The sequence below is a fragment of the Pediococcus claussenii ATCC BAA-344 genome, from assembly GCF_000237995.1.
In the GTDB taxonomy this organism is placed as follows: Bacteria; Bacillota; Bacilli; order Lactobacillales; family Lactobacillaceae; genus Pediococcus; species Pediococcus claussenii.
Map to the genome: position 1 here is coordinate 945,009 of NC_016605.1, position 26,104 is coordinate 971,112.

Annotated in this window: 26 protein-coding genes; 4 read left to right on the top strand and 22 right to left on the bottom strand. The window is 35.9% G+C overall.

The window, feature by feature from the left end:
* Positions 1 to 94: 94 nt before the first annotated feature.
* Positions 95 to 1,810, top strand: a complete 1,716-nt coding sequence (locus tag PECL_RS04525; RefSeq protein ID WP_014215411.1) for an Rqc2 family fibronectin-binding protein — start codon at positions 95 to 97, stop codon at positions 1,808 to 1,810.
* Positions 1,811 to 1,872: 62 nt separating this feature from the next.
* On the opposite strand, the gene glyS is transcribed toward PECL_RS04525, so the two are convergent.
* The 9 genes from glyS to rpsU form a co-directional block, all read right to left on the bottom strand.
* Positions 1,873 to 3,945 carry a glycine--tRNA ligase subunit beta gene (gene glyS, locus PECL_RS04530; RefSeq protein WP_014215412.1) on the bottom strand — a complete coding sequence of 691 codons (2,073 nt, stop codon included), beginning with the start codon at positions 3,943 to 3,945 and terminating at the stop codon, positions 1,873 to 1,875.
* Positions 3,945 to 4,841 carry a glycine--tRNA ligase subunit alpha gene (glyQ, locus tag PECL_RS04535; RefSeq protein ID WP_014215413.1) on the bottom strand — a complete coding sequence of 299 codons (897 nt, stop codon included), beginning with the start codon at positions 4,839 to 4,841 and terminating at the stop codon, positions 3,945 to 3,947. Before glyQ ends, glyS begins: the two co-directional genes overlap by 1 nt.
* A gap of 266 nt (positions 4,842 to 5,107) precedes the next feature.
* Positions 5,108 to 5,863: a DNA repair protein RecO gene (recO, locus tag PECL_RS04540; protein WP_014215414.1), complete on the bottom strand. Its 756-nt coding sequence runs from the start codon at positions 5,861 to 5,863 to the stop codon at positions 5,108 to 5,110.
* A gap of 2 nt (positions 5,864 to 5,865) precedes the next feature.
* Positions 5,866 to 6,774: a GTPase Era gene (era, locus tag PECL_RS04545; RefSeq protein WP_014215415.1), complete on the bottom strand. Its 909-nt coding sequence runs from the start codon at positions 6,772 to 6,774 to the stop codon at positions 5,866 to 5,868.
* A gap of 12 nt (positions 6,775 to 6,786) precedes the next feature.
* Positions 6,787 to 7,170, bottom strand: coding sequence for a diacylglycerol kinase family protein (locus tag PECL_RS04550; protein WP_014215416.1), 384 nt, complete (start codon positions 7,168 to 7,170; stop codon positions 6,787 to 6,789).
* Positions 7,154 to 7,624: an rRNA maturation RNase YbeY gene (ybeY, locus tag PECL_RS04555; protein ID WP_014215417.1), complete on the bottom strand. Its 471-nt coding sequence runs from the start codon at positions 7,622 to 7,624 to the stop codon at positions 7,154 to 7,156. The genes PECL_RS04550 and ybeY overlap by 17 nt, the downstream gene beginning before the upstream one ends.
* Entirely contained in the window at positions 7,625 to 8,596 is a 972-nt protein-coding gene (locus PECL_RS04560; RefSeq protein ID WP_014215418.1) for a PhoH family protein, read from the bottom strand.
* Between the two features lie 12 nt (positions 8,597 to 8,608).
* Positions 8,609 to 9,052 carry a GatB/YqeY domain-containing protein gene (locus PECL_RS04565; RefSeq protein ID WP_014215419.1) on the bottom strand — a complete coding sequence of 148 codons (444 nt, stop codon included), beginning with the start codon at positions 9,050 to 9,052 and terminating at the stop codon, positions 8,609 to 8,611.
* Between the two features lie 62 nt (positions 9,053 to 9,114).
* Positions 9,115 to 9,300 carry a 30S ribosomal protein S21 gene (gene rpsU, locus PECL_RS04570; protein WP_014215420.1) on the bottom strand — a complete coding sequence of 62 codons (186 nt, stop codon included), beginning with the start codon at positions 9,298 to 9,300 and terminating at the stop codon, positions 9,115 to 9,117.
* A gap of 447 nt (positions 9,301 to 9,747) precedes the next feature.
* Here rpsU and PECL_RS04575 point away from each other — a divergent pair, with 447 nt between their 5' ends.
* Positions 9,748 to 10,560 (top strand): pyruvate, water dikinase regulatory protein, encoded by an 813-nt coding sequence (locus tag PECL_RS04575; protein WP_014215421.1) that lies wholly within the window; start codon positions 9,748 to 9,750, stop codon positions 10,558 to 10,560.
* A 98-nt stretch (positions 10,561 to 10,658) separates the two neighbouring features.
* On the opposite strand, the gene PECL_RS04580 is transcribed toward PECL_RS04575, so the two are convergent.
* From PECL_RS04580 to hisS, 5 genes are all read right to left on the bottom strand, one after another.
* Positions 10,659 to 11,525: a deoxyribonuclease IV gene (locus PECL_RS04580; protein WP_014215422.1), complete on the bottom strand. Its 867-nt coding sequence runs from the start codon at positions 11,523 to 11,525 to the stop codon at positions 10,659 to 10,661.
* A 20-nt stretch (positions 11,526 to 11,545) separates the two neighbouring features.
* A complete protein-coding gene (locus PECL_RS04585; protein ID WP_014215423.1) occupies positions 11,546 to 12,676 on the bottom strand; it encodes a CDP-glycerol--poly(glycerophosphate) glycerophosphotransferase in 1,131 nt (376 codons plus the stop codon).
* Between the two features lie 10 nt (positions 12,677 to 12,686).
* Positions 12,687 to 13,544: a YitT family protein gene (locus PECL_RS04590; RefSeq protein WP_014215424.1), complete on the bottom strand. Its 858-nt coding sequence runs from the start codon at positions 13,542 to 13,544 to the stop codon at positions 12,687 to 12,689.
* A 106-nt stretch (positions 13,545 to 13,650) separates the two neighbouring features.
* Complete coding sequence (gene aspS, locus PECL_RS04595; protein ID WP_014215425.1) at positions 13,651 to 15,444, bottom strand: aspartate--tRNA ligase; 1,794 nt, start codon at positions 15,442 to 15,444, stop codon at positions 13,651 to 13,653.
* A gap of 6 nt (positions 15,445 to 15,450) precedes the next feature.
* Positions 15,451 to 16,728 carry a histidine--tRNA ligase gene (gene hisS, locus PECL_RS04600; protein WP_014215426.1) on the bottom strand — a complete coding sequence of 426 codons (1,278 nt, stop codon included), beginning with the start codon at positions 16,726 to 16,728 and terminating at the stop codon, positions 15,451 to 15,453.
* 332 nt (positions 16,729 to 17,060) lie between these two features.
* On the opposite strand from hisS, the gene PECL_RS04605 reads away from it, so the two are divergent.
* On the top strand, positions 17,061 to 17,933 hold the full coding sequence (locus tag PECL_RS04605; RefSeq protein ID WP_014215427.1) for an N-acetylmuramoyl-L-alanine amidase: 873 nt from the start codon (positions 17,061 to 17,063) through the stop codon (positions 17,931 to 17,933).
* Here the strand turns inward: PECL_RS04605 and PECL_RS04610 are convergent.
* From PECL_RS04610 to PECL_RS04645, 8 genes are all read right to left on the bottom strand, one after another.
* A complete protein-coding gene (locus tag PECL_RS04610; RefSeq protein WP_014215428.1) occupies positions 17,913 to 18,542 on the bottom strand; it encodes an HAD hydrolase-like protein in 630 nt (209 codons plus the stop codon). The two genes, PECL_RS04605 and PECL_RS04610, sit on opposite strands and share 21 nt — an antisense overlap.
* A 78-nt stretch (positions 18,543 to 18,620) precedes the next feature.
* Entirely contained in the window at positions 18,621 to 19,067 is a 447-nt protein-coding gene (dtd, locus tag PECL_RS04615) for a D-aminoacyl-tRNA deacylase (RefSeq protein ID WP_014215429.1), read from the bottom strand.
* A 10-nt stretch (positions 19,068 to 19,077) separates the two neighbouring features.
* The gene (locus tag PECL_RS04620; RefSeq protein WP_014215430.1) at positions 19,078 to 21,306 is read right to left on the bottom strand and encodes a RelA/SpoT family protein; all 2,229 of its coding nucleotides are present in this window, start codon (positions 21,304 to 21,306) and stop codon (positions 19,078 to 19,080) included.
* Between the two features lie 103 nt (positions 21,307 to 21,409).
* The gene (locus PECL_RS04625) at positions 21,410 to 21,739 is read right to left on the bottom strand and encodes a hypothetical protein (protein ID WP_041534611.1); all 330 of its coding nucleotides are present in this window, start codon (positions 21,737 to 21,739) and stop codon (positions 21,410 to 21,412) included.
* A gap of 2 nt (positions 21,740 to 21,741) precedes the next feature.
* On the bottom strand, positions 21,742 to 22,491 hold the full coding sequence (locus PECL_RS04630) for a 16S rRNA (uracil(1498)-N(3))-methyltransferase (RefSeq protein ID WP_014215431.1): 750 nt from the start codon (positions 22,489 to 22,491) through the stop codon (positions 21,742 to 21,744).
* An 11-nt stretch (positions 22,492 to 22,502) separates the two neighbouring features.
* Positions 22,503 to 23,450: a 50S ribosomal protein L11 methyltransferase gene (gene prmA / locus PECL_RS04635; RefSeq protein ID WP_041534612.1), complete on the bottom strand. Its 948-nt coding sequence runs from the start codon at positions 23,448 to 23,450 to the stop codon at positions 22,503 to 22,505.
* Between the two features lie 66 nt (positions 23,451 to 23,516).
* The gene (locus tag PECL_RS04640; protein WP_014215433.1) at positions 23,517 to 24,809 is read right to left on the bottom strand and encodes a solute carrier family 23 protein; all 1,293 of its coding nucleotides are present in this window, start codon (positions 24,807 to 24,809) and stop codon (positions 23,517 to 23,519) included.
* Between the two features lie 203 nt (positions 24,810 to 25,012).
* Positions 25,013 to 25,360, bottom strand: coding sequence for a hypothetical protein (locus PECL_RS04645; RefSeq protein ID WP_041534613.1), 348 nt, complete (start codon positions 25,358 to 25,360; stop codon positions 25,013 to 25,015).
* A 258-nt stretch (positions 25,361 to 25,618) separates the two neighbouring features.
* On the opposite strand from PECL_RS04645, the gene PECL_RS04650 reads away from it, so the two are divergent.
* The gene (locus PECL_RS04650) at positions 25,619 to 25,924 is read left to right on the top strand and encodes a hypothetical protein (RefSeq protein WP_014215436.1); all 306 of its coding nucleotides are present in this window, start codon (positions 25,619 to 25,621) and stop codon (positions 25,922 to 25,924) included.
* Positions 25,925 to 26,104 lie beyond the last annotated feature (180 nt).

The window sequence follows — 26,104 nt, forward strand, 5'->3', positions numbered from 1 at the left end:
TAATTGTATGATACAAGTTATTATTTTTTGATTGTTACATCACTTAAATGTATACTTATATAACTAAGAACCTAAGGATTGGAGATGTCATACCATGCCATTTGATGGAATGTTTACACACGCTATAACCCAAGAATTAAATCAAGAATTGGCGGCTGGTAGAGTTGCTAAGATTAATCAACCATTTGATAATGAACTTATTTTAACGATTCGCAGTAACCGTAAAAATAAGGCTTTATTGTTATCTGCACACCCAAACTATTCACGAATTCATCTTACTACTGAAAAAATTTCAAATCCTGCAACCCCAAGTAATTTTACGATGAGCCTTAGAAAACATTTAGATGGCGCAATTTTAAATCAAATTTCACAAGTTGAAAATGATCGAATTGTTAATTTGTTTTTTAACCATCGAAATGATCTTGGTGATAGTGAAGACCTAGTTTTGTCTATTGAAATTATGGGTAGACGCAGCAATATAATTTTATATGAAAGCGGATCAGGCCGGATTATTGACCTTGTTCGCCATATTTCCGCTGACCAAAACCGCTATCGACTGTTAATGCCAGGAGCACAGTATCTTGCACCACCTCTTCAAGAAACTATTAATCAATTCGAGGATGTGAACAAAACTTTAGCAATTGTAAATGAGTTGATGACTAAGTACCCTAATTACGAAACTCTTGCTGGTGAAATTCGCCATGAATTTCAAGGCTTTAGTCGGGATACTTCTTTAGAATTTGCTTATGAACTAGTTTCAAGAAAAGAATCTAGGGAACAGATCATTAAGGACTTTTTAACTAACTTTGATAATCCTGTTCCTACTCTTTCAATGAATGATCAGCAGAAGTATTATTTCAGTCCTTATGAGCCAACACAATTGGATAATATAATTACAAGTGAAGGTTTTGACAGTCTTTCAAAACTGCTGGATCGTTATTATTTACAATTAGCTAATCAGGATCGGGTTAAACAACGAGGAAAAACTCTCATACGAGTCGTTCATAACGATCTAAAGCGAAATAAGGGCAAATTAAAAAAGCTTCAGCAAACCCTTGAAAATACTAAGCGTGCCGATGAATTTAGAATCAAAGGTGAAGTTTTAACAACCTATTTGTCTCAAGTAGAACGCGGGATGACCTCAATTGAACTACCTAATTTTTATGACAACGATAGTCCTTTGAAGATTGAGTTATCTAATCAGCTCTCCCCTTCAAAGAATGCTCAAAAATATTTCACCAAGTATCAAAAAGAAAAGAACGCTGTTACCTTTGTTACAAAACAAATTAAGTTAACTAAACAAGAAATTGATTTTTTGGAAAATATTGAAAGTCAGGTCGAGCTTGCCAATCCTGACGACCTAGATGAAATAAAAATTGAACTAGAAAATCAGGGTTATATCAAGCAAAAGACTACTAAGAAAAAACGAGTAACAATTAAGAGCAAGCCTGAGAAGTTCATTTCTTCAACTGGAACATCAATTTTAGTGGGAAAAAATGACTCACAAAATGACCGACTAACTCTGCACACAGCCGATAAACAATTCTACTGGCTGCACGCCAAAGATATACCAGGCTCACATGTTATTATTGAATCAAAAAATCCAGATGAGACCACTGTTGACGAAGCTGCTTTAATTGCCGCCTATTATTCAAAAGCTCAAAATTCGGCTAATGTTCCTGTCGATTTCGTTCAGGTTAAGAATATTAGAAAACCTAATGGCTCTAAACCCGGATTTGTGATCTATGAAGGGCAAAAAACTTTTAGAACTACCCCAGACTTAAAGCAAGTCTTAGCATTAAAACAGTAGAAACAACAAAAGTGTCGGATAAAACCATTAATTGATTTTATCCGACACTTTTTGATTCAAAATTATTTAACATTAACCTTTGTAAAATCAGCAACACTCGTAATTAAATTATTTAAAACCGTCATTTGATTTAAACGGTTATTTTTAATCTTTTCGTTTTTATCCATGACCATGGTTTGTTCAAAATAGTCCGTAATAACGTTCTTCAAACTAAATAAATTTTGAACAAACTGGGTAGGATCTTCTAAGTTAAACCTCAATGATGAAATAACTTTAAATAGTTTTACTTCACTATCATTTTCGAATAAACTCTCGTCAATAATACTGTTAACATTTTTACTCTTAGAGGCAATCCTTTGAACTCGAGTTAACGCTTCAATTGTATCTTTAAAAGAAGAATTCTTGCTTTCACTAACTAGTAATTCAGCATAACGAAGTTTACCAATTAATTCAGGATTATTACCTGATAAAACCGCATCAGCAATATCGTAACGAATTTTAGCATTATCCATTAATTGATGTAGACGATCATCAAAAAAATGATGCAATTCCGAATTGTTGTGTTTAACATCAACTCCAAATGCAGTACCATCTTCAACTAGTTTCTCTTGTACATGTTGTGTAAAGTCCTTTAAGTTCAAATCCCACTGTCTATTTTCTAAAATCCTAACAATTCCAATGGCATGGCGGCGTAAAGCGTACGGATCGTTTGAACCAGTTGGAATCATGTCGGCACTGAAAAAACTAAATAAATTATCAAACTTATCAGCAAGGGCTAAAACAGCTCCATATAATGTTTCAGGCAAAGCCCCATCGGAACTAATTGGCATATAGTGTTCCCTAATTGCAGTTGACACATTTTTATTTTCGCCCTGTAACAGTGCGTATTTTTCTCCCATGACACCTTGTAATTCTGGAAATTCTCCAACCATGCCGGTGACCAGATCAAATTTGTAAATTGAAGCTGCCCTTGTCAAATCAGCTTCGTTAACATCAGAGGCATTGAGATCTAGCTCATTAAATAAAGTTGATGCAATACTTCTCACACGTAACATCTTTTCATACATCGTTCCGATTTTGTCGTGGAAACTAACTTTTTTAAGCTTTTCGACATAAGATTCTATTGTCATTTTTTGATCTTCAGTAAAAAAGAAATTAGCGTCTTCCAAGCGGGCCGTCAACACTTTTTCGTTACCACGAGCAACATTATCAATGTGTTCCTCGTTCCCATTTCTTACTGAAATGAAGTTAGGTAACAATTTCCCTTCATGATCTCGAACAAAGAAAAATCTTTGATGATCACGCATGGAGGTAATCAATACTTCCTCAGGAATGTTTAAATATTTTGGATCAAATTGTCCACTAAAAGCAGTTGGCCATTCAACTAAGTTATTAACTTCCTCAAGTAACTCAGTATTTGGCTGTACTACCCAGCCCTTTTCACCTGCAATTGCAGCAATTTGTTGCCGTATTAAATCTTTTCGTTCATCAGCTTTGACTAATACAAATTCTTCACGTAATTTAGCTTCATATTGATTTGCATTGTCGATAGTTGTCGGGTTTCCCAAAAAACGATGTCCTTGTGTCATTCTACCAGCTTTAACATCTAAGATATTAAATGGAAGTATCTCATCATCCAGTAGGGAAACAATCCACCTGATAGGCCGAACAAACTTAAAATCAAAATCAGCCCATTTCATCATCGTTGGGAAATTCATGCTCTCAATAACTTTTTTAATACCAGGTAAAATGTCTTTAATATTTTTACCGATTACTTCTTTGTGAATAAAAACATACTCTGTGCCTTTTACTTCTTTGAAAGAGATATCTTCAACACTTGCACCTTGTCCACGTGCAAATCCCATAGCGGCCTTTGTCCAAGCACCGTTCTCATCGAGAGCAATTTTCTTGGCAGGTCCTTTAGCGTCAATTTCACTATTGGGCTGCGTATCGCTTAAACCACTGACCTTAATTGCTAGTCGCCGAGGAGTTGAAAATTTTTCGATTTTTTCAAAAGTTAACTGTTGATCTTCCAAAAATTGAGAAACCCTCTCAACTAATTGATTAATACTTGGTGTTACGATATGTGCAGGTATTTCTTCCAGACCTAATTCTAGTAAATAGTCATGCATCATTAGTGTTCCTCCTTAGCATTTTTTAAGAGTGGGAATCCCAATTTTTCACGTTCTTCAACAAAGCGTTTGGCAACTTTGCGAGCCATGTTACGAATTCTTGATAAGTAACCAGCTCGTTCTGTAACAGAAACGGTCCCCCTCGCATCAAGTAAGTTGAAAGTATGACTACACTTCAAAATATAATCATACGCAGGATGAACCAGTCCATTTTCTATTTCCCGATTAGCTTCTTTTTCAAAGCTATCAAACATTTGTTCTAACATTTCTTGGTTAGATTCTTCAAAAGAATATTTAGAATGTTCATATTCAGGTTCGCTGAAAATATCCCCATATGTGACACCATTTCCCCACTCAAGGTCAAACACTGTTTCCACGTCTTGAATATACGATGACAAACGTTCTAATCCATAAGTCACTTCGCTGGTTACTGGACTTACTTCTAATCCACCGACTTGTTGGAAATAAGTAAATTGAGTGATTTCCATGCCATCAAGCCATACTTCCCAACCAACACCGGCACAACCCATTGAAGGATTTTCCCAGTTATCTTCTACAAATCGAATGTCATGTTCAAGCGGATCAATACCCAGAGCCTTTAGACTACCTAAGTATAATTCTTGGATATTTTCAGGCGATGGTTTCATGACAACCTGAAATTGGTGATGTTGATATAAGCGGTTGGGATTTTCGCCATATCTTCCGTCTGCTGGACGGCGTGAAGGTTCAACGTATGCAGCATTCCATGGCTCCGGACCAATGGCTCTTAAGAATGTATACGGACTCATTGTACCAGCCCCTTTCTCAGTATCATAAGCCTCCATAAGCATACAACCCTGATCGGACCAATATTTTTGAAGCGTTAAAATGATTTCTTGAACAGAAAGCTTTTTAGTCATAGTAAATAATTCCTCCTAAAAATAAAAAATCCCTATACAACAAAAAATGTTGTATAGGGACGATTAATCGCGGTTCCACCCTACTTCTAACTTAAATAAAAGTTAGCAGCTCTTCTACAATAGGCTCCAAACGCCACTTAAGCACCTTAATGACAGTTTCCACTAACCTGCCTCACTGAAAAAAATAAGATAACCTAATTAATTTCTTCATAGCCTTATTAAACTGTATAAATCATAGGAGAATAATCGTGCTTTGTCAACCTTGATTAAACATTCCACTTTTTCATTTGATCAATAAAGCTTTTACTTTTTAACTTAATACCAACTTGATTCTGATAAATACTATCTAAAAGTTCCCAGATCTGATCTTTAGTTTCCTGGGATACAGATACATTATTTAAATTAAAAATACTTGTTTGATTTAACAAAGCTAGAATTTGGCTTGTTTTAGCTGAGAGATGCCAACGATGTGGATCTAACTTCCAATGATTGGAGCAAAGCATACCACCAAATTTTTCAGAAAAATCCAATGGTAAATCGTTGCGTCCACATTCAACACAATTTAACCAATTAAATTGTACACCAAAAACTGAGATAAGTTGAATCTGTACTAGATTAGTAACAATATCAAAATCAATTCCATTATCAATCAAGGTTAATGCGCGATCGACAACGTCAAACCACTTTGGCTGAGCATCATTATCTTCAAATGCAGCATCAACTAGATTAAGAATATAGGTTGCATATGCATTCAATTCAATGTCTTGAAAAATATTTTCATATTGTTTAACATTTTTTTCAGCATTAATGTAAGACAAGCCAGTCTCTCTAATAAAACCGGAATATACTCCATGACTGAATGGTAATACAGATGCAGCTAAACGATAACCGGCTTTTTTTGCGTCCTTCAAGAAAAACATCTTTTTCCCATATTCTCGCGTAAAGAGTTTTACCAGTTGGTCGTTATCGCGATGATCACGTGAAAACATGTATATTGCAGTAAAATCAGCATTTCCTGCCATTACTAATACTCATCCTTACGATATCCATATGTTTGCAAAAGACTTTGTTTATCACGCCAACCTTCAGAGACCTTAACCCAAAGTTCGAGATAAACACGATTTCCTAATAGATTTTCAATATCTAAACGTGCTCGACTACCAATTTCTTTAAGCATTTTACCGCCCTTACCAATGATAATACCCTTTTGAGTTGGACGATCCACAATAATTGTGGCCTGGATATTAACCATGTCACGATCATCACGTTTCATCGAATCAATCAAAACTGCAACTGAATGTGGAACTTCCTGCCGCGTCAATTGTAAAACCTTTTCACGAATCAACTCAGAAACGATAAATCGTTCTGGATGATCGGTAACTTGATCATCTGGATAATACTGAGGGCCCTCTGGGAGTTCTTGCCCCAGAGAATTAATAAGTTCATTGATATTATTACCCTGTAATGCTGAGATTGGAAAAATCTCTTTCCAACTAAGAGCATCTTTATATGATTCAACAATTTCAAATAAATCATCAGGATGGACGAGATCAATTTTGTTGATCACCAAATAAATTGGCTTATCTGTAATTTTTTTTAGCCTTTCAATAATGAAATTGTCGCCGGCCCCTCTTCGCTGATCCGCGTTTACCATAAACATAACAGCATCAACTTCATTTAAGGACGACATGGCCGACTGCACCATAAAATCGCCTAACTTATTGTGTGCTTTATGAATACCGGGTGTATCAATAAAAATAATTTGTTCCTGATCGTTGGTATACACACCTTGAATTTTATTACGTGTTGTTTGCGGAACGTCACTCATAATGGCAACTTTTTGCCCAACTACGTAATTTAAGAAAGTTGACTTCCCTACATTTGGTCGTCCAACTATTGCAACAAATCCCGAGCGAAAACCTTTATTATCCATTATTCAATTCTCCTACCAAATCTTATTTGCAAATATAACAATACCAATAACAGCTGCAAATAGTGCTGACAGTAGTACCCCACCTGCCGCTAAATCTTTAATTTTCTTAGCTCGAATGTCATATTTACCTTTAGTATACATGTCTACTAAATTCTCTGTAAGAGTATTAACTATTTCAGCAACTAATACGAGAACCACACATAGCAAGATTATGCTCAATTCAAGGAAAGTTAATCTTAAAAACAAGCCGGCCACAATCACAAAAAAAGCAGTTATGAGATGTATTTTAAAATTACGTTCTTCTTTCCAAGTAAGTTTTAATCCAGCCACGGCGTGCTCTAAAGATGTTTTAAAATTATGATTTTTCCCAGTCTGTTCTTTATCTTCCAAGGCCATAAGCATTCATAATTTCCTTTTGCATTGGGAACATTTTCTCTTGATCAGCCTTTTCCATATGATCAAATCCGTTTAGATGTAAAAATCCGTGAACACAAAGAAAACCTAACTCTCTAGCGTATGAATGGCCTAAAAAATCAGCCTGTTCAGCAACTTTATCAACTGAAATCATTAAATCACCTATATTGTCTGGAATCGCGGCTGCCATCTCAGGATCCATAATAATGTCTTCATCTTCGTCATTGATAGCAAAACTAATAACATCAGTTGGACGATCTACGTTTCGATACTTCTTATTAATTGATTGAATCTCATCATTGTGCATTAAAGTAACAGACATTTCAGTATTTTTTTCAAGCTCGATGTAATTGCTTGAAAAATTAAGAATATCTGTAATTAAATTTAGGTCTTCTTTACTTGCTTCTTTAGTGTGATCAAAAATTTGAATGTCCATTTATTTTTTGCTCCCTGTTTGTTCATCGTATGCTCTAACAATTTTTGCAACAACGGGGTGCCGTACAACATCATCTGAAGTGAAATTAACAAATTCAATTTTGTTAATGTTCTTTAAAATATTACGTGCCTCAGCTAGTCCACTGCGAGAGCCTTTTGGTAAATCAATCTGAGTGATATCACCATTGACGATCATTTTAGAACCAAATCCTAATCGTGTAAGGAACATCTTCATTTGTTGGCTAGTTGTATTTTGTGCTTCATCTAAAATAACAAAAGCGTTATCCAAGGTACGCCCACGCATATAAGCCAGTGGAGCAATTTCAATAACTTCACGATCAAGCAATCTTGCAGTGTGCTCGGCCCCAATTATTTGATACAAAGCATCGTAAACTGGACGCAAATATGGATCTACTTTTTCCTTTAGATCGCCAGGTAAAAAGCCAAGGCTTTCACCAGCTTCAACTGCAGGCCGAGTTAAAATAATTCTCTCAACATCACCGCTTTTTAAAGCAGCAATTGCAAGAACAACAGCCAAATACGTTTTACCTGTTCCAGCTGGCCCGATCCCAAAGGTAATATCATTTTTCTGAACAGACTGTACATATTGACGCTGTCCAAAGTTCTTAACACGGACTGGTTTGCCTTTATTATCCCTAATTAGAACCTCAGAATATAAATCGGGAAGATACTGAAGTGTTCCATTATCAGCCATTTTCATGGCACTAACAAAATCAGTACTATTTAACTGAACGCCTTGATTAAGAATTTTGATTAACGCTTTCATAATCTGTTCAGTTTTAAGTACCTGTTCTTTTGAGCCCTTAATTGAAATTTTTTCACCAAAGGGATGGATATCAACGCCCATTCCCTCTTCAATTATCGGGACAAACCGTTCTTGGTTTCCAAGTAAAGATACCTCAAGAGATGGATCTGACAAGATAATTTGTTTTTCAAAAACATCTTCAGTCAATTAGTTCACTCCTTATTGTAATAGTTCACGTGCAATACTATTGATTTGCCCACCGGATGCTTGTCCTTTAGTTTGGGGAATTACAATTCCCATAACTTTGCCAATCTCAGCTACTGATTTTGCGCCAGTTTGGTCAATGGCTTTTTGAACAATAGGGCGAAGTTCATCTTCCGAAAGTTGGCTTGGCAAATATTTTTCAACTATTACGATTTCTTTTTTTGTTTCATCTACTAAATCATCGCGATTGCCCTTTTTGAATTCAGTAATCGAATCGTTTCTCTGTTTTTTAGCTCTACTTAAAACAGTTAAAACTTCTTCTTCTGTTAAATCATGACCCAATTTTAATTTTTCATTAGTTAAATCCGTTTTTAACATACGGATGACATTTAAACTAGTTTTATCGTGAGCTTTCATAGCTACTTTTAAATCATTTTGAAGTTGTTCATTAATGTTCATTATATAATTACCTCCATATTAGTCTACAAAAAAAGCTCCTGAAATCAGGAGCTTCAATCGAATTAGAAGCGACGCTTGTTCTTGCGCTTACGTGCTGCTTCGGACTTCAACTTGCGTTTTACACTTGGTTTTTCGTAAAATTCACGCTTACGATATTCTTGCAAAGTACCTGACTTTGAAACCGTACGTTTAAAGCGACGAAGAGCGTCATCAAGTGACTCGTTTTTACGAACGACTGTTTTTGACATATAAAATCCCTCCCTCCGTGCCTGAAAATATGCAGTGCTCTCGCACATGTCTTAAACAGTATAACTGAACTTTTTTAAATTAGCAAGCAAATTATTGAACTTATGTTACTAAAAATTTGCGTATTAAAAACAGTACAGCTTCTGTTAAAACAATTTAAATTATTTCTCTAAGTAGCATACCATTTTTCATTCACTTTGTAGGAATTTATAACGATAGAAATAGTATTAATAATTTATTTATACATAAAAATTTCGGTATTTTAGTGATCTATGGAAGAGCATTAAAAAGTGAAAAAGGAGAAGTACAGACATTCTAAAATTATGCTTAAAGTTATGTGCTTACTATTAAAAGTAGTACTTATCGCTTAACACGGCATTTAGGAAGCGCTTTCTAACTTCGTACGTGTGTGATAAAATGAAATTAAAGAGTAAGATAGGAGAATTGTCATGGATCAAATTCTAGTGTATATAATTTCAGATTCAGTTGGTGATACCGCGGATCAGGTTGCAAAGGCCGCTGCTGCTCAATTTCCAGATACAGATATAAAATTTACTAAGTACCCCTTTACGCAAACTGAATCGCTCCTTGAAGGAATTCTACGCAAAGCACATAAAGAAAGTGCAATCGTTTTTTCAACATTTGTTAATAGCAAATTAAATGTTTTTGCTAAATCAATTTGTGAAGAAAATGATTTAAAATATTACGATATTTTGACCCCAGCAATTAAGTTATTTTCTGAGCAGACGGGTTTAGAGCCAGCAAATAAGCCTGGTCGACGCCACTCACTAAATGACAATTATTTTGATAAAATTGCAGCTATGGAATTTGCAGTAACATATGATGATGGTAAGGACCCAACAGGTTTCTTAAAAGCTGACATAGTACTACTTGGTGTCTCTCGTACATCCAAAACACCACTTTCATTGTATCTTGCAAATAAAGGATACAAAGTGGCCAATTTACCGCTTGTACCACAAGCTTCCATTCCTGACGAGATTTGGAAAGTAGATAAGAGTAAAATTTTTGGACTAACTACCACCCCAGAAGTATTAAATGGAATTCGCCGTCAACGAATGATTTCATATGGGCTTAATCCAGATTCAACTTATTCTAATTCTGACAGTATAAAAAAAGAATTGCAGTTTGCAAATGATTTATTCAAGAAAATTGGCTGCTTTGTTATCAATACTTCACATAAATCAATTGAGGAAACTGCGACAATTATTATGGAAAATATTGATAATGGCAATGAAAAATAAGTGTAACCATGTTTTGCCAACTTTATAAATATCAAAAAGCATCTTAAACGACAATTAGCTTTTACCGTTTAAGATGCTTTTTGATACTTAGTCAGAACTCACTTCCAATCAACAAATGTTCGTTGTTTTAACATTGAAATTTCTGTTTTGTATGGTGAAACTTTTTCTCCAGACAATTGAACCCATGGAGTTTCTAAAATGATGGGAATTTCTTTTAAGAATTCTTGATGAGCCATTCTATCTAGTGCTTTAAAACCAAGTGTTCCGTAACCAATATTCTCATGACGGTCTTTATGACTGCCTAAAACATTTTTAGAGTCGTTCAAGTGGACAACGCCAATTCTTTCTTTACCAATAATATGGTTAAATTCCCCCATAACATTATTAAGATTGTTTTTTATATCATATCCAGCGTCGTTAACGTGACAAGTGTCAAAACAAACCGAAACTAAATTTGAATATTTAATACCTGAAATAATGGTGGCAATTTCTTCAAAAGAACGAGCAACTTCAGTACCCTTCCCTGACATTGTCTCAAGCGCAATTTGAACATTTTGTTTGCTACTTAGAATTTGATTTAACGCATAGATAATATTATCTATTCCTTTTTTACTTCCTAGTCCAACATGCGATCCCGGATGAAGTACAAGTTGTTTTGCACCAAGTGCATCTGCACGTTCAATTTCCTGCGCCATAAATTCAATTGCAAATCGATAATTTTCTGCTTTTTGATTATTAGCCAAATTCACGATATATGGAGCATGAACAACTACATCTTGAATATTATTATCCAGCATTAGTTTTTTGGCTTCCAAAATTCTAAGCTGTTCAATTGGCTTCCTGCGAGCATTCTGTGGTGCTCCAGTATAAACCATTAAAGCATTGGCACCATTATTAATGGTTGTCTGAATAGAGCCTTCAAACATTGATTTTCCGCTCATACTGACGTGTGATCCGATAATCATTCTAAAAACCTCCTCTATGACTAAGACATAGTATTTATTCGGTCAATTAAATTTAATAAACGCTCGGTTGCATGTCCATCATTAAAAGTATTCCATTTATCATTGACAGATTTCAAAAAGTTTGTGGAATCATTTTTCAGAATTAACTGGGCCAGGTCAGCACTTTTTTTAGTTAATATATTACTATATTGGTTAAAAAAGATTGATTGAACACCAACGTTTTCCTTGTAACTATCTAAATCATATGTGAATAAATAAGCTGCTTTATTTGAAGCGTTAATAGCAAAATCAAAAAGAACTGAAGAATAATCTGTTATCAAGACTTTTGAAATAAATAACAGTTCATCCGTTGAAATTCGTGAATCAACATTAATCGTACCTAAAGTTTTGTTGATAATATCTTTTTCCATTGATTTTAAATGTGGGTGTAAGCGAATTGCCAAATTCATATCTGGCGGGACAACAAAAGAATCCCAATCAGTTGGTAAAACAAAGTTCAGATCTTTTCTATAGGTGGGGGCATAAAAAATCAACGGCTTTTCGAGTAAAGTAGGTTGAATTCGTTGAATTTTCTTAATAACACTTTCTTGCCAATCCGAGTTGTAAAAGCGATCAGAACGAGGATATCCTATTTTAACTATTTTCTGATTCGGTATATGCCAGCTATTTTTAAAAACACTTGCCATTGCATTGGATCCTACCAAAATATAATCAAAACTATCATAAACACGTTGGAACCTTCTTTTGTCCAAACTAGACCTGCGGAAAGTGTTTGGATCCTCCCAGCCGAACGATTTTACGGCACCATTAGCGTGCCAAATTTGAATGAACTTTTGCGATTTCTTTTTTCCTACACTTTCCAGAAAGGGAAAATAATTGTCAAAAATTACAACCTTTCCGCTGTGTATTGCAGAAATGATCTTTATAATATTAAAGTTATTAAAACGTTCTTTTCTGGAAATTAAACTAAGATCCGTAACCTCATTTGTAAATAACACTTGTACGTTTTCCATACCAAAGCGTTTTATTGCCCGTTGAACGAGATCAAAGTTACCTGAAAATGAAAGAAAAAAAGTCACCTTATACCTATTGTTATGTTTAATTGGAAACAAACTAATAATGCGAAATAAAACCGAGTATAAGAATTTCATAAGTGCTCCCTTACAGTTTTGGCTCGTAAAAATGCCCCAAAATCTTAATTGTATCCGTAATGCTTACAAAAGCATTTGGATCAGCAACTTTCATGGCATTTTCAAGTTCAGACATTTCATAACGAGAAATAACCGTGAAAAGAATAGTCTTCTCGTTATGATTATATGCCCCCTCGGCACCATGCAAAATTGTAATACCACGTCTTATATTATTTTGTACACTGTCAATTACACTTTTGGGACGATCTGTAATAATAAGAACCTGCATTTTTTGTTGTCTCGTATATGTCATATCCATAACACGAGCATTCACAATTAATCCAATTGTTGAATAAAATGCATATGGCCAACCATATAGAAATCCGGCAGCTACTACAATGAATACATTAAAAGCAATATTGATTGAACCTATGCTACGCCCCGTTTTACGCAAAATTGTAATACCCAAAATGTCGAGTCCACCAGTTGAAATTCCATTTTTTAAAGCGAACCCAGTTCCATAGCCATTGACTGCACCACCAAAAATAGCACAAATAATTGGATCCGTAGTTAATGTGATTGGATGAAGAACCTTAATCATTATACTAGCTAAGCCGACTGACAGAATTGTAAAAACGGTAAAGCGATGTCCGATTCCCTTCCAAGCAAGTAAAAATAGTGGAATATTTAAGACAAACAACATAACGGCTACGGATAAACTAATATGTACATATCTTCCAAAAACAGTTGTGACAACTTGGGCAAGACCCGTTATTCCTGATGCATAGATTTTCCCAGGTGTCCAAAAAAAGTTCATGGCGATGGAAACTAAAATGGCGTACATAAAAGCACTCGAAGCTCTTGCCGCATATTGATGCCTCTTGGCCATTTTTTTAAATTGTCGATCCAATTTCTTTACCTCTTTTCAATATTTACCCAATAAATATACCATTTACTATGGTAACAAAAAACACCGCCGAAGCGATGTTTTAATTTTATTTATTGTCTTCATCATTGAAAGAAGTTTTTGTAACCTTTAAGGAAAGTTCATCTAACTGTTGATCAGAAACAATTGATGGTGCATCAGTCATTGGCTCTGCTGCCTTTGAATTCTTTGGAAAGGCGATCACGTCCCTAATATTATCACGTTTTGCTAATAATCTAGCAAAACGATCCAAACCAATTGCTAAGCCGCCATGAGGTGGAAAGCCAAAGTCTAAAGCATCAAGTAGGAAGCCAAATTGTTCTTTTGCACTTTCTGGAGTAAAATCTAGCGCCTTTAGCATTTTTTCCTGCAATTCTCGAGTATGAATACGGATTGATCCTCCACCCAATTCAAGTCCATTTAAAATAATATCGTAACTTTGAGCATGAGCTTTATGTGGATCTTCTCCTTCATCTAAATAGTGCACATCCTCTTCATTTGGCATAGTGAATGGATGATGTGCAGCCACCCATTTTTGATCACCTTCATCATAATCAAAAAGTGGCCAATCAACGACCCATAAGAAAGCAAATTTGTCTTCATCAATTAGATTTAACTGTTTTGCCAATTCGACACGTAAATAACTTAAAGTATCAGCAACTATCTTTTTACGATCAGCTGCAAACAGCAATAAATCTCCGACATTTGCATTGGTTGCCGCAATCACAGCTTTAGTACGGTTTACATCAAAAAATTTAGCAATTGGACCACTAAAACCGTCATCAGTTACTTTGACCCAAGCTAACCCCTTGGCACCAAAGCGTTCTACGTATTTGCCCAACTTATCAATATCTTTTCTAGAAAATGCATCAGCACCGCCAGGAACAGCAATTGCCTTCACTTGGCCACCCCGTTCAACCGCACCACTGAATACTTTAAATTCAGAATCACGCACCGTTTCAGTCAGATCTTTTAATTCCATGCTAAATCTAACATCGGGTTGATCGGTTCCAAAACGAGACATTGATTCATTCCACGAAATTCGATCAAATGGTAACTTAACATCAATATCAAGTGTGTCTTTCATGACTCGCGCAATAAGTCCTTCAGTAATATCCTGAATCTCTTCAGCGCTCAAAAAACTAGTTTCTAAGTCTATCTGTGTAAATTCTGGTTGACGATCGCCGCGCAAGTCCTCGTCACGGAAACAGCGTGCAATTTGATAATAACGATCAATTCCAGCACCCATTAACAATTGCTTAAATAACTGTGGCGATTGAGGGAGGGCATAAAAATGCCCTGGATATACGCGTGAAGGTACCAAATAGTCACGAGCTCCTTCGGGGGTGGATTTTGTTAGATTAGGTGTTTCGACATCTAAAAAGCCGTTTTCGTCTAAATAACTATGAACCGCCTGCGTAATTCGGTTACGCACTTTTAAACCACGAAGCATTTCAGGACGACGTAAATCAAGATAGCGATATTTCATTCTTAACTCATCCGAAGCATTTACATTGTCTTCAATATCAAATGGTGGTGTCTTAGCCGTATTTAAAATGCGAGCCTCGTGGACTTCAACCTCAACAGTACCAGTCTTCATGTTGGGATTAATATCTTTATCTTGTCTCTTCTTCACATCACCAGTAATTTCAATCACAAATTCGTTTCGAAGCTGATCTGCAATTTTGAGCGCATCTTCAGAAAATTCTTTACTAAAGACTAATTGAACTAGCCCTTCACGATCACGTAAATCAATAAAAATTAATTGACCAAGGTCACGTCGTTTCTGAACCCAGCCCTTTAATGAAACGTTTTGACCGACGAATTGATCATCAACTAATCCAGCATATGTTGTTCTTTTCATAGACTCTTACCCCAAAATTTCTTTTATTTTTGATTCAAAATCACTATTATTGATGTCTTCTTCAACCCCAGTAAGCATGTTCTTTAATTTAAAGCTATTATTGGATATTTCTTCATCACCAATGGTTGCTACAAATTTTGCTTTGAGTTTGTCGGCACTCTTGAATTGTCCCTTGGGTTTGCGTTCAAGATAATCTTGATCAGCTTTTACACCATTTTCGCGGAATAGTTGAACTAGTTTTTGTGTATAAGAACGGGCGTCGTCACCAATTCCTACCACGTAGACATCTAAGTCTGATTTTTGAATCTCTTGCTTTGCGTCTTCACCAAGTAGTAATAATAGACGCTCAACGCCAAGTCCAAAACCAACACCCGGACATTCAGGGCCACCAAGTTCCTCGACAAGTCCATTGTATCTACCACCAGCGCAAATAGTGACATCTCCATGACCTAATGAAGAATTATTTACCATTATTTCAAAAATAGTGTGGTTATAGTAATCAAGGCCTCTTACCATATTAGAATCGATCACATAATCAATGCCAAGGTCACCCAAGGCTGATTTAACAGTTGCAAAATGTTGCTGTGCATCCTCAGTAAGATATTCTAAAATTGATGGCGCATTTTTAACAATTTCTTGATCATTTTTATCTTTACTATCGAGTACACGTAATGGATTCTTGTGCAACCGTTCTTGAGAGTCTCTGCTTAACTCTCCGAAATGTGGTTCCAGATAGTTAATCAGTGCTTCCCTGTAATCCGAACGAGATTGAGCATCTCCTAATGAATTAATAACAACTTTGACCTTAGTGACGTCAACTTTCTTTAAAAGGTCAATTGCCATTGCAATAGTTTCAACATCCATACGGGGGCTTGCACTACCAAACGCCTCAACACCAATCTGATGAAATTCCCGCAAACGACCAGACTGTGGTCGCTCGTAACGGAACATTGGGCCCATATAATATACTTTTACTGGCTTTTGATGTTCTGGACCATAAAGCTTGTTTTCAACGAATGCTCGTACAACCCCTGCTGTTCCTTCCGGCCTAAGGGCAATGTGGCGACCACCCTTATCCTCAAAATCATACATCTCTTTTGTCACGATATCAGAGGTATCTCCTGCACTTCGTGAGAAAATGTCAAAGCTTTCAAAAATTGGAGTGCGAATTTCTGAATAATTGTATAGATTAAAAGTATCTCTAGCTGCTTGTTCAACAAACTGCCATTCTTTACTAAACGGAGGTATTATATCCGCCGTTCCCTTTGGTTTTTGATATTTCATGTCTAATCCCCTCAAATCTTAAACTAAATAAAAAACGCCCTTGAAATTATCAAGGGCGCAATTGCGCGGTACCACCTTAGTGCTTAACTCGAGCATGATAAAGGTATGCTAACCAACCATCTCAAAGGTGTCTTCATTATACTAATGGTTGTACCCATTCTCACCAAACAGGGTTCTCTGACCAACTAGGCATAATTACTATTCCTTCTCTTCAACTAACAGTATTCAATATTTAAAATACTAGAGAAAAAACACAAAGTCAAGTAGATGTAAGCTGGAACCTTGTTCTAAATTTGTTATAATGTTTTAAGATTATAGCAAAGGTAAGTAATATGGATTATAAAAAAATATTAGCATATGCACAACGTAATGTATTACAAATTTTAATTGGATTAGTTGCAGTCGCGTTTTTCATCATTCTTATTCCGTCATTTTTTAGAGCAAGCCAAGTTACGGTTGGGCTTAATGATGTAATAATTCGAGACTCCCCATCCAGAAAATCAGCCAAAATAGGAACCCTAAAACAAGGGCAACGCGTTTCCCTTGTTCGGAAGGATGATGTTACTGACTGGGACAAAATTCGTTTTAGTGATACTAAAACTGGCTGGATTCCCTCCTGGTTAACTAATACACAGTTTAAAAAAGGGCAACAAGCGATACCTCTTTCAGAAGCAACAATTGTGATTGATCCGGGTCATGGTGGTACTGATTCAGGTGCACTTGGTATTAATCCTAAGCATGAGGAAAAGAAATATACACTACGAACTTCAAAAGAAATTTATAAAAAATTATCTGCAACAGGTGCCAGAGTCGTCTTAACTAGGACAACTGACACGTTCGTAAGCTTAGCTGCCCGACCAAAGTTGGCAAATAAATTGGATGCTGACGCATTTATCAGCATTCATTATGATTCGTCAGGGGACGATAATATGGGAACGGGTGATACTACATATTATTACCACCAAGGGCCATCCGTCCAACTTGGTAAAGACATTAACTCAGAATTAACTACAAAGATCCCTCTCTACAATCGAGGAGTACGGTATGCTAATTACCAAGTTTTACGTGATAATAAACGACCAGCTATTCTTGTGGAAGGTGGCTACATTAATAGCCGAAATGATTTCAAAGAAATATCAAGCAGTGATTACCCCAGTCGAGTTGCATCGGCCGTTACAGCTGGTTTAGCGAAGTTCATTAAATAAATCGATGATTTCTGAAAAAGTATCGACCCTGTATTCTGGATTACTTGTAGGATCAATAATATTATCATAATCAAATAGTATACCCTTTATTTCAGCATTATGGGCGGCATCTATGTCGAGATTTCGGTCTCCAATCATCCATGCTGCTTTTTTATTTACCTTAAACTTATTGATTAAGAAGTTTAAGGAAGCCGGATCAGGCTTCCTGGGAAAGGTCATTGATCCATTCACAAATCCAGTGAACAAACTTAGCATCCCCTCTTTTTCGAGTAACTGATTTACCTCTTCATTTCTGTGAGTTAGTAGAAAATTTTCTCCACCCTTTGCAATATTTTGTTTTAATAAATCAACTACATTCGGAAAAGGTTTTGCTGATTGTAATTCTGTTCGCTCGTATTCGCGAAATTTTTTTTCAGCCAAATTCGCATCTAAATCATTTTCTTGCGCAAACTCATTTAAAGTAAAACCAAAAGAATGACGACGCATCTTTAAGTAAACCTCACGTGAATCGACCGTTTTCCCATAAAACTTTCCTAGTGAGTTAAATGCCCTAACCATTGCTGGATAAGTATCAAATAATGTTCCATCAAAATCGTAAAAAATTTCCATTCTCTATTCTCTCTTTTATTTTTTCATACAAAAAGGCTACCAGTAATTGAACTGTTGCAGCCCTAGTTTGTATTTTTATTATTTGTTCTGTGTATCTAAGATAATTGTAACTGGTCCATCGTTTATCAACTGAACTTGCATATCAGCACCAAATTCTCCCGTTTGAACAATAATTTCACGCTCTCTCAACATGTCATTAAATGTATCGTACCATTGTTTTGCAGTTTGTGGATTACCAGCTTCTGTAAAACTAGGTCGGTTGCCTTTTTTAGTTGATGCATACAAGGTAAACTGCGAAATTGATAAGATTTGACCCCTGATGTCTATCAAGGATCGATTCATTCGGTCATTCTGATCTGCAAAAATACGCATATTAATAATTTTATTGACAGCATATTTTAAATCTTCCTCAGTGTCATCATCGTTAAAGGCGACTAACAGTACTAATCCTTCATGTATCGTACCAATAGTTCTATTTTCAATAGAGACACTGGCACTTTTGGTCCTTTGAATAATAATCTTCATGATTTATCCCTTAATGTGTTGGTCGTTTGACAACATATACATCTTTCACATTTTTTAATCCATCAATAATATGTTGTAAATGTTCTAAATTACGAACACCAACCGTTAAGCTAATAATTACCATTCGATTTCGGTCCAATTTTCCATTAATTGATGATAAATTCTTAGTACTATTATTTACAGACTTAAGCACATCGTTTAACATACCGTTCCGATTGTATCCCTGAACTTCTAAATCAGCTGAATAATTGCCAGTTTGATCATTGGGACTTTCCCATTGAACATCTATCAAACGTTCACCTTGTTGCTCCGCATGTTTAACATTGGGACAGTCTTCACGATGTACTGATACACCACGCCCTTTAGTTATATACCCCACAATTGGGTCTCCAGGAACAGGACTGCAACAATGACTTAACCTTACAAGCAAATTGTCCACGCCTTCAATTACTACACCTTCTGACGATGATTTCTTTTTCGCCTGAACCGCTTTTTCGTTCGAAACGGTCTGGTGATCTTCTAAGATATCTTTCTCTGCTTGCCTTTGTCGGTCAACTTCTTTTTTGGCACGAACTTCATCTGTTAAACGATTCGACACTCCCACCGGAGCAAGATCACCGAAGCCCACAGCTGCAAGCAAATCATCTACTGAAGAATAATTAAGCTTTGTCGAAATTTCGTTGAGTTTAGCATCAGTCATTATCTCACTCGGATTAAAACCCAATTGAGTAAGTTGATGACTGATGATCTCACGTCCCTTAACAACATTATCTGCATGATCCTGTTGCCTAAAGAACTGTTTAATCTTATTTCGGGCACGTCTTGTAGAAACAAGTTTTAGCCAATCCCGACTTGGCCCCACAGAATTACTGGAAGTCATAATATCAACAATATCACCATTCTTAATGGAATAATCTAATGGTACTATTTTCCCATTAACTTTAGCACCAGTGGTCCGATTTCCAACTTCTGTATGAATAATATACGCCATATCCAATGGACCTGATCCTTTAGGTAGCTCAAAGACGTCTCCCTTGGGAGTGAAGGCATATACTCGATCCCCAAAAAGATCCCCTTTCACTCCTTCCATGAAATCAGCAGCATCGCGGCTATCATCCTGTAGCTCAACAATTTCCTTAAACCAATTTAACTTATCTCCAGCAGAATCCTCTTCAACTTTGTCAGTCTTACCTTCTTTATAAGCCCAATGAGCTGCCACACCATACTCAGCAACACGATGCATTTCTTCAGTTCTAATCTGAACCTCCAAAGGTCTACCCTCAGGTCCAACAACGGTTGTATGCAGTGATTGATACATATTTGCTTTTGGCATTGCTATATAGTCCTTAAAACGACCAGGCATCGGTTTCCACTTAGTATGGATTGCTCCTAAAATAGCATAACAATCACGAATAGAATCCGTAATTACCCGAATCGCAAGCAAATCGTAAATTTGACTAAATTGTTTATGTTGATCAACCATCTTACGATAAACCGAATAAATGTGTTTAGGTCTACCGTAAATTTCAGTATATTCTAGTCCAAGATCATCAACTGCGACTTTAATATCATCAATAGCCTTATTGATATATTCCTCCCGCTGTGTTCTCCTAGAATTCATCAAATGGACAATTCGATAGTATTGTTGTGGGTTCAGATAGCGTAACGATGTATCTTCGAGTTCCCATTTAATTGTACTAATACCAAGTCTCTCAGCTAAAGGAGCATATATCTCAAGTGTTTCATTAGAAATACGTCTTTGCTTTTCAGGTCTAAGATGTTCTAAAGTGCGCATATTATGCAGACGGTCAGCTAGTTTTACAATGATTACCCTAATGTCCTTTGACATCGCTAATAGTAACTTACGATGATTCTCAGCCAGTTGTTCTTGGTTTGATTTATATTTGATTTTACTGATTTTTGAAACACCATCAACAATTACCGCAACATCTTTACCAAACAACTCCTGAATGTCACCTAAGGTAATCAAAGTGTCTTCAACAGTGTCATGTAGGAACCCCGAAGCAACTGTTTCTGGATACATCTTTAGGTTTGCCAATATTCCGGCAACTTGGATGGGGTGCATAATGTAAGCTTCACCCGATTGGCGACGTTGCTCTCGGTGCACATATGAAGCAAAATCACATGCCTTTTGGACAAATGCAACGTGATCCTTATTCATATACTCGCGACACATATTCATAACTTCAGTATCAGTTAATACTCTTTCTTTCGACATTTTCTCACCGTCCATTAATACAATAAAAGCACGAAATCAACTGACTACGTGCTTTCAACATTTAAAATTAGTATACGTGGCTTATTCTTAAAAAGCAATAATATTATTCTCGTGTGAGATTATACGATAAAAATTCAATACACAAGTAAATTATTGCAAAATAATAGCTATAATGTGGCAAAATAATCCAAGCGCCCACTAGAAATGCAAGCGGAAAAACGAATAAAAGATACCAAGGCAGTTTATTAGATTTAATCAAATTTCCAAACGCGAAACTTGTTAAACTATTTAAAACAATCATATACCATAAATCTACCATTGCCGACGGTGTGTGGCATAACTCCAAAATAATTGGTAAACATAGTCCAATTAACAAGGCAACTAACCAGTAGCGCCAATGTGAATCGTTCATTACGACGCGCAATCTTTGCATAATCAATTCATCCCTTTTATCAATTCTAATTGGTACGAAATTGCTGATAAAATGTACAATGGTGCAGTTTCAGCTCTTAAAATTCTAGGGCCAAGACCAACCATACTAAAATCATTATTATCAAACAATTCAATTTCGGCAGGTGAAATCCCACCTTCTGGCCCGAAGACCACCAATAAATTCGATTCAGCTACAACATGTTGAAGAGCACTTACAAGTTTGCTTCTTTCTCCATTTTTTGCAGATTCCTCATATGCTACTAGTTTAACAGATGAGGTGCTAGTACGCACTAATTCGTGCGCATTCTTAACATATCGAATAGTTGGAATTCGCAAACGATGTGATTGTTCAGAAGCACCTTTAGCAATTTTAGTGAGTCTTTGCAGTTTTTTTTCGATCTTTTGACTATTCCAACGCGCAATTGAATAATCGGCTGAAAAGAAAATAAACTCTGTAGCCCCTAGTTCTGTTCCCTTTTGCACAATCCAATCTATTTTCTCACCTTTAGAAATTCCACATGCAATAGTTACCTTAACTGGTAATTCAACAACTTGATCGATTGATTTTAAAATATGAATTAATTGGCCATCATCAACAACCTCTCCCAGCCATAGCGACTTCTCACTCGAGACAATTTCCACTTGATCACCACTTTTTGCACGCATAACGTTAAAAAGATGTTTTTGATCATTAATTTCTAACTTAATATTTTGTTTAGCAGTAACTAAACTATCAATGAAATATCTTTGCATCCGCTCAATACCTAAAGTTCAACTTTCTTCTTTGCTATAACTGCACGCCATTCACCAAAGCTAAGAATTTCTGTAATTACGAAATTATATTTTTTTAGTTCCTCTAGAACTATGTCTAACTTATCTGCAATAATTCCAGAAGTGAGAAAATAACCATTGGAGTTCAAATTACGATACGCTTGGGGAACGAGTGGAACAATAATGTCGGCCAAAATATTAGCGACTATTAAGTCAGCTCTCTCATCAACACCATTTAAAAGATTATTAGCAGCAACTCTCACATCTTTGGAAATTGGATTCAAATCTAGATTTTCCTTAGCGGCCCGAACCGCAACTTCGTCGAGATCATATGCTAATACCGTGTTTGCTCCGAAATATTTAGTAGCAATGCTCAAAACACCGGACCCAGTACCCACGTCAAGAACTTTTTCTCCACCGCGAATTGTCATTTCTAAAGCCTGAATACATAGTTGTGTCGTTGGATGTGTACCCGTTCCAAAAGCCATTCCAGGGTCTAAACGAATTACATGTTCATTTTGCTGAACTGGCTTGTATGATTCCCAACTTGGAACAACAGTAATATAGCGAGTAACTCGAACTGGATGATAATATTTTTTCCATGCTGTTGCCCAGTCATCATCTTTAACCTTAATCATTGATACTTCACCGGCTCCAATGTCCAAATCAAAAGTTTTGAGCTCTTGGATTTTTCGTTTGAGGGTTGCAAGAATTGGTTGTAAGTCTGTTGTTTCAGGATAGTAAGCAGAGACAACTGCTCCCTCCTTAATATGGGGAATATCTTTTAATTCATAAAGTTCACCGTGATTTTGACCTTGCCAATTTTGATAATCCAATGCGTTATCAATTTTTACACCCACAGCACCTAGGTCTTCAAAAATGCTGTTAACCGCTTCTATCGCTTCATTTGTAGTTTTTACGTTAACTTCTGTCCAGTCCAAATGATTCACCTCAAAATTGTTTTTATGATATGAATATCATACTATAAAAGCAATGCTTCAAAAAAATTATTTTTCACTAGCAGCTTTATCAGGCAAAATAAGATTTAATGTAACCCCTAAAACAGTTGCCACCGCTAGCCCTGAAAATTGTAAACTTCCAATTTGTAAAGTAGCATTCCCGATTCCAATTACTAATATAGCAGCGGAAATAACTAAATTTCTTTTTTTATTAAAATCAATCTGATTATCAACTAAAATTCTTAATCCGTTGGCAGCAATTGTACCAAAAAGCAAAAAACTAATTCCTCCAATTACAGGGCCAGGAATACTTTGAATTAGCGCGCTAAGTTTGCCCACAAAACTAAAAATAATTGCACTAACAGCTGCTCCAGCAAGCACATAAACACTATGCACTTTTGTGACAGCCATAACGCCAATGTTTTCTCCATAACTTGTAACGGGTGGTCCTCCAATAAATCCTGCAACCATCGACGCCAATCCATCTCCAGAAAGAGTGCGATGTAAGCCAGGATCCTTAAAAAAATTACGTTTCGTTAATGTATTTAAAACCATGATATGACCAGTATGTTCAGTCATGGTTACAAGGGCGAGCGGCGCCATACTTAAAACTGCACCTAAATTGAATTTTAAATTATAGGTTAAAAACGGTATTTGAAACTTTGGTAATGCCAACCAGTGTGCATTTTGAACACCGCTTAAGTCAACGACACCAAGTGCCAACGCGATTACATAACCAACAATTAATCCAAGTAAGATTGGTATTAAACTCGCAAAACCCTTTAAGTACATATTAAAACCAATTGTCGCCAATAACGTTACTAAGGCTATTAAAAAGAATTTAATATCGTAAACGCTACTTGTAGTACTTATTTGTCTCATTGTTGCATCCTTCGCAGCAGTACCAGCTAATGACAATCCAATTACCATTACAATTGGACCAACAACAATCGGTGGCAAGATGGTATCCAACCAATCCGATCCCACTCTACTAATAATAAGCGCCACAATTAGATAAACAGTACCAACAGCAATTGTTCCCTGCGCAATACCAGCGTACCCAGTTGTTTTCATTAATGCCATCATAGGAACGATAAATGTAAAACTTGATCCCATGTAAGCTGGAATCTTGGCTTTTGTGACTAATATGTATAGCAGTGTTCCAACACCTGAACTGAACAATGCAATTCCTGGGTTCAACCCCACTAATATTGGGACTAAAACTGTTGATCCAAACATAGCAAACATATGCTGAATGGATAAACCAAATAACTCAGGCAAATTTGGTTTATCATGAATATCTAAAACAGCTTCATCGTTTCTAAACTCTTTTTCCTGCATCTTGTTCACTCTCCATCTCAAAATAAAAAGTCCTTCTAGAATTCAATGATTCCAGAAGGACTGTTGCAGTCAAATGTTAGTCTTCTAACGCAGATACCCTTAAAAGATAAGCACCTTCTGGTTTCACGGAACCAAATTAAGGTAAAGCTTTTCTCTAATAATACGCAAAACATTAATTATTTGCAACAAAAAACTGAGAAATTTTATTTCTCAGTCTCTTTATCCCGCGACTTATGTGCTCGGTGTTTTCGTTTACGACGGATACGAACAACCCCGTTTTCTGTCGACATGTGCTTCTTTAGGTAGTTTAACAGATCACTTTCTCTTCTGAAAATACGGGGATGTTTCTGTTTATGCAAACGCAAGTCAATTTCGTTAATCTTAATTCGTCCCGTCCATGTATGCGTGTATTTAATGATAACACGATTATTAAGTTCTTCTCTTCCAAACTTAAAAACATAAACATTTTCAGGAGTCATTAATGGACGAATATATTTCTTTTGATATTGCAAATGGTTACTTCTTAAAAACTGCTTTGTTCGGTTTAAAATGGTTTTCTCACCTCACTGATTATTACTCACCACTAATACTTGTATCTAAACATTTTAACCCATCTGTACCTAAAAGTAAAACAAAGTAGTTTCAAATACTGTTTCTTATTTTCAAAATTTGTGTACAAGTATAATTGTTGGTTTCCAATCATTATTGATATTAAAATATCAACGTAATTTACCAATCCCACTTGCTTTATTTTGCTATACTGATACTTGGAAATAAAACTGCAGTCACTCGTTTATGGAGGCTTTACTTTGAATAAAGAAGAATTTTCAGAATATATGGACAAGAACTCAAACGTACGTAATATATTTGCTGAACGTGCTCTGTCATATCAACAAGAAAAAAATCAGGCTAGGCAACCTGCAAAACGCTGGCGAGATGGAAGAGTAGAACGCGAAGCCGAGAAAATGTATGACAATGTGTTAAACAATATTTATGAACAAATTAAAAGGACTGTTCAAAACAGTACTGAACGTAATAATTGGATTCAATTTATCGATGAAAATGACCTATTTGACGACCTTGAACAATCAATGAATGAAATGTCCTTTGAATAATTAATATAAAAATCTATTGGATAGCATACCTTATTACGTATGCTATTTTTGGTTAACAATAAACAATTAGAAATGCACATTATGATTAGAGTAGCGAAAGGATATCTAATTTAATATAAAAAAGAGATTCAAAAAACTCGAATCTCTTTTTTGCTAACCAATAAATTTAAGGGCCAAAAG

What these genes read in the sequence shown, in the direction of transcription:
- PECL_RS04525 (WP_014215411.1), top strand. Translation starts at nt 95, where the DNA reads ATGCCATTTGATGGAATGTTTACACACGCTATAACCCAAGAATTAAAT.
- glyS (WP_014215412.1), bottom strand. Translation starts at nt 3,945, where the DNA reads ATGATGCATGACTATTTACTAGAATTAGGTCTGGAAGAAATACCTGCA.
- glyQ (WP_014215413.1), bottom strand. Translation starts at nt 4,841, where the DNA reads ATGACTAAAAAGCTTTCTGTTCAAGAAATCATTTTAACGCTTCAAAAA.
- recO (WP_014215414.1), bottom strand. Translation starts at nt 5,863, where the DNA reads ATGGCAGGAAATGCTGATTTTACTGCAATATACATGTTTTCACGTGAT.
- era (WP_014215415.1), bottom strand. Translation starts at nt 6,774, where the DNA reads ATGGATAATAAAGGTTTTCGCTCGGGATTTGTTGCAATAGTTGGACGA.
- PECL_RS04550 (WP_014215416.1), bottom strand. Translation starts at nt 7,170, where the DNA reads ATGGCCTTGGAAGATAAAGAACAGACTGGGAAAAATCATAATTTTAAA.
- ybeY (WP_014215417.1), bottom strand. Translation starts at nt 7,624, where the DNA reads ATGGACATTCAAATTTTTGATCACACTAAAGAAGCAAGTAAAGAAGAC.
- PECL_RS04565 (WP_014215419.1), bottom strand. Translation starts at nt 9,052, where the DNA reads ATGAACATTAATGAACAACTTCAAAATGATTTAAAAGTAGCTATGAAA.
- rpsU (WP_014215420.1), bottom strand. Translation starts at nt 9,300, where the DNA reads ATGTCAAAAACAGTCGTTCGTAAAAACGAGTCACTTGATGACGCTCTT.
- PECL_RS04575 (WP_014215421.1), top strand. Translation starts at nt 9,748, where the DNA reads ATGGATCAAATTCTAGTGTATATAATTTCAGATTCAGTTGGTGATACC.
- PECL_RS04580 (WP_014215422.1), bottom strand. Translation starts at nt 11,525, where the DNA reads ATGATTATCGGATCACACGTCAGTATGAGCGGAAAATCAATGTTTGAA.
- PECL_RS04585 (WP_014215423.1), bottom strand. Translation starts at nt 12,676, where the DNA reads ATGAAATTCTTATACTCGGTTTTATTTCGCATTATTAGTTTGTTTCCA.
- PECL_RS04590 (WP_014215424.1), bottom strand. Translation starts at nt 13,544, where the DNA reads ATGGCCAAGAGGCATCAATATGCGGCAAGAGCTTCGAGTGCTTTTATG.
- aspS (WP_014215425.1), bottom strand. Translation starts at nt 15,444, where the DNA reads ATGAAAAGAACAACATATGCTGGATTAGTTGATGATCAATTCGTCGGT.
- hisS (WP_014215426.1), bottom strand. Translation starts at nt 16,728, where the DNA reads ATGAAATATCAAAAACCAAAGGGAACGGCGGATATAATACCTCCGTTT.
- PECL_RS04605 (WP_014215427.1), top strand. Translation starts at nt 17,061, where the DNA reads ATGGATTATAAAAAAATATTAGCATATGCACAACGTAATGTATTACAA.
- PECL_RS04610 (WP_014215428.1), bottom strand. Translation starts at nt 18,542, where the DNA reads ATGGAAATTTTTTACGATTTTGATGGAACATTATTTGATACTTATCCA.
- dtd (WP_014215429.1), bottom strand. Translation starts at nt 19,067, where the DNA reads ATGAAGATTATTATTCAAAGGACCAAAAGTGCCAGTGTCTCTATTGAA.
- PECL_RS04620 (WP_014215430.1), bottom strand. Translation starts at nt 21,306, where the DNA reads ATGTCGAAAGAAAGAGTATTAACTGATACTGAAGTTATGAATATGTGT.
- PECL_RS04625 (WP_041534611.1), bottom strand. Translation starts at nt 21,739, where the DNA reads ATGCAAAGATTGCGCGTCGTAATGAACGATTCACATTGGCGCTACTGG.
- PECL_RS04630 (WP_014215431.1), bottom strand. Translation starts at nt 22,491, where the DNA reads ATGCAAAGATATTTCATTGATAGTTTAGTTACTGCTAAACAAAATATT.
- PECL_RS04640 (WP_014215433.1), bottom strand. Translation starts at nt 24,809, where the DNA reads ATGCAGGAAAAAGAGTTTAGAAACGATGAAGCTGTTTTAGATATTCAT.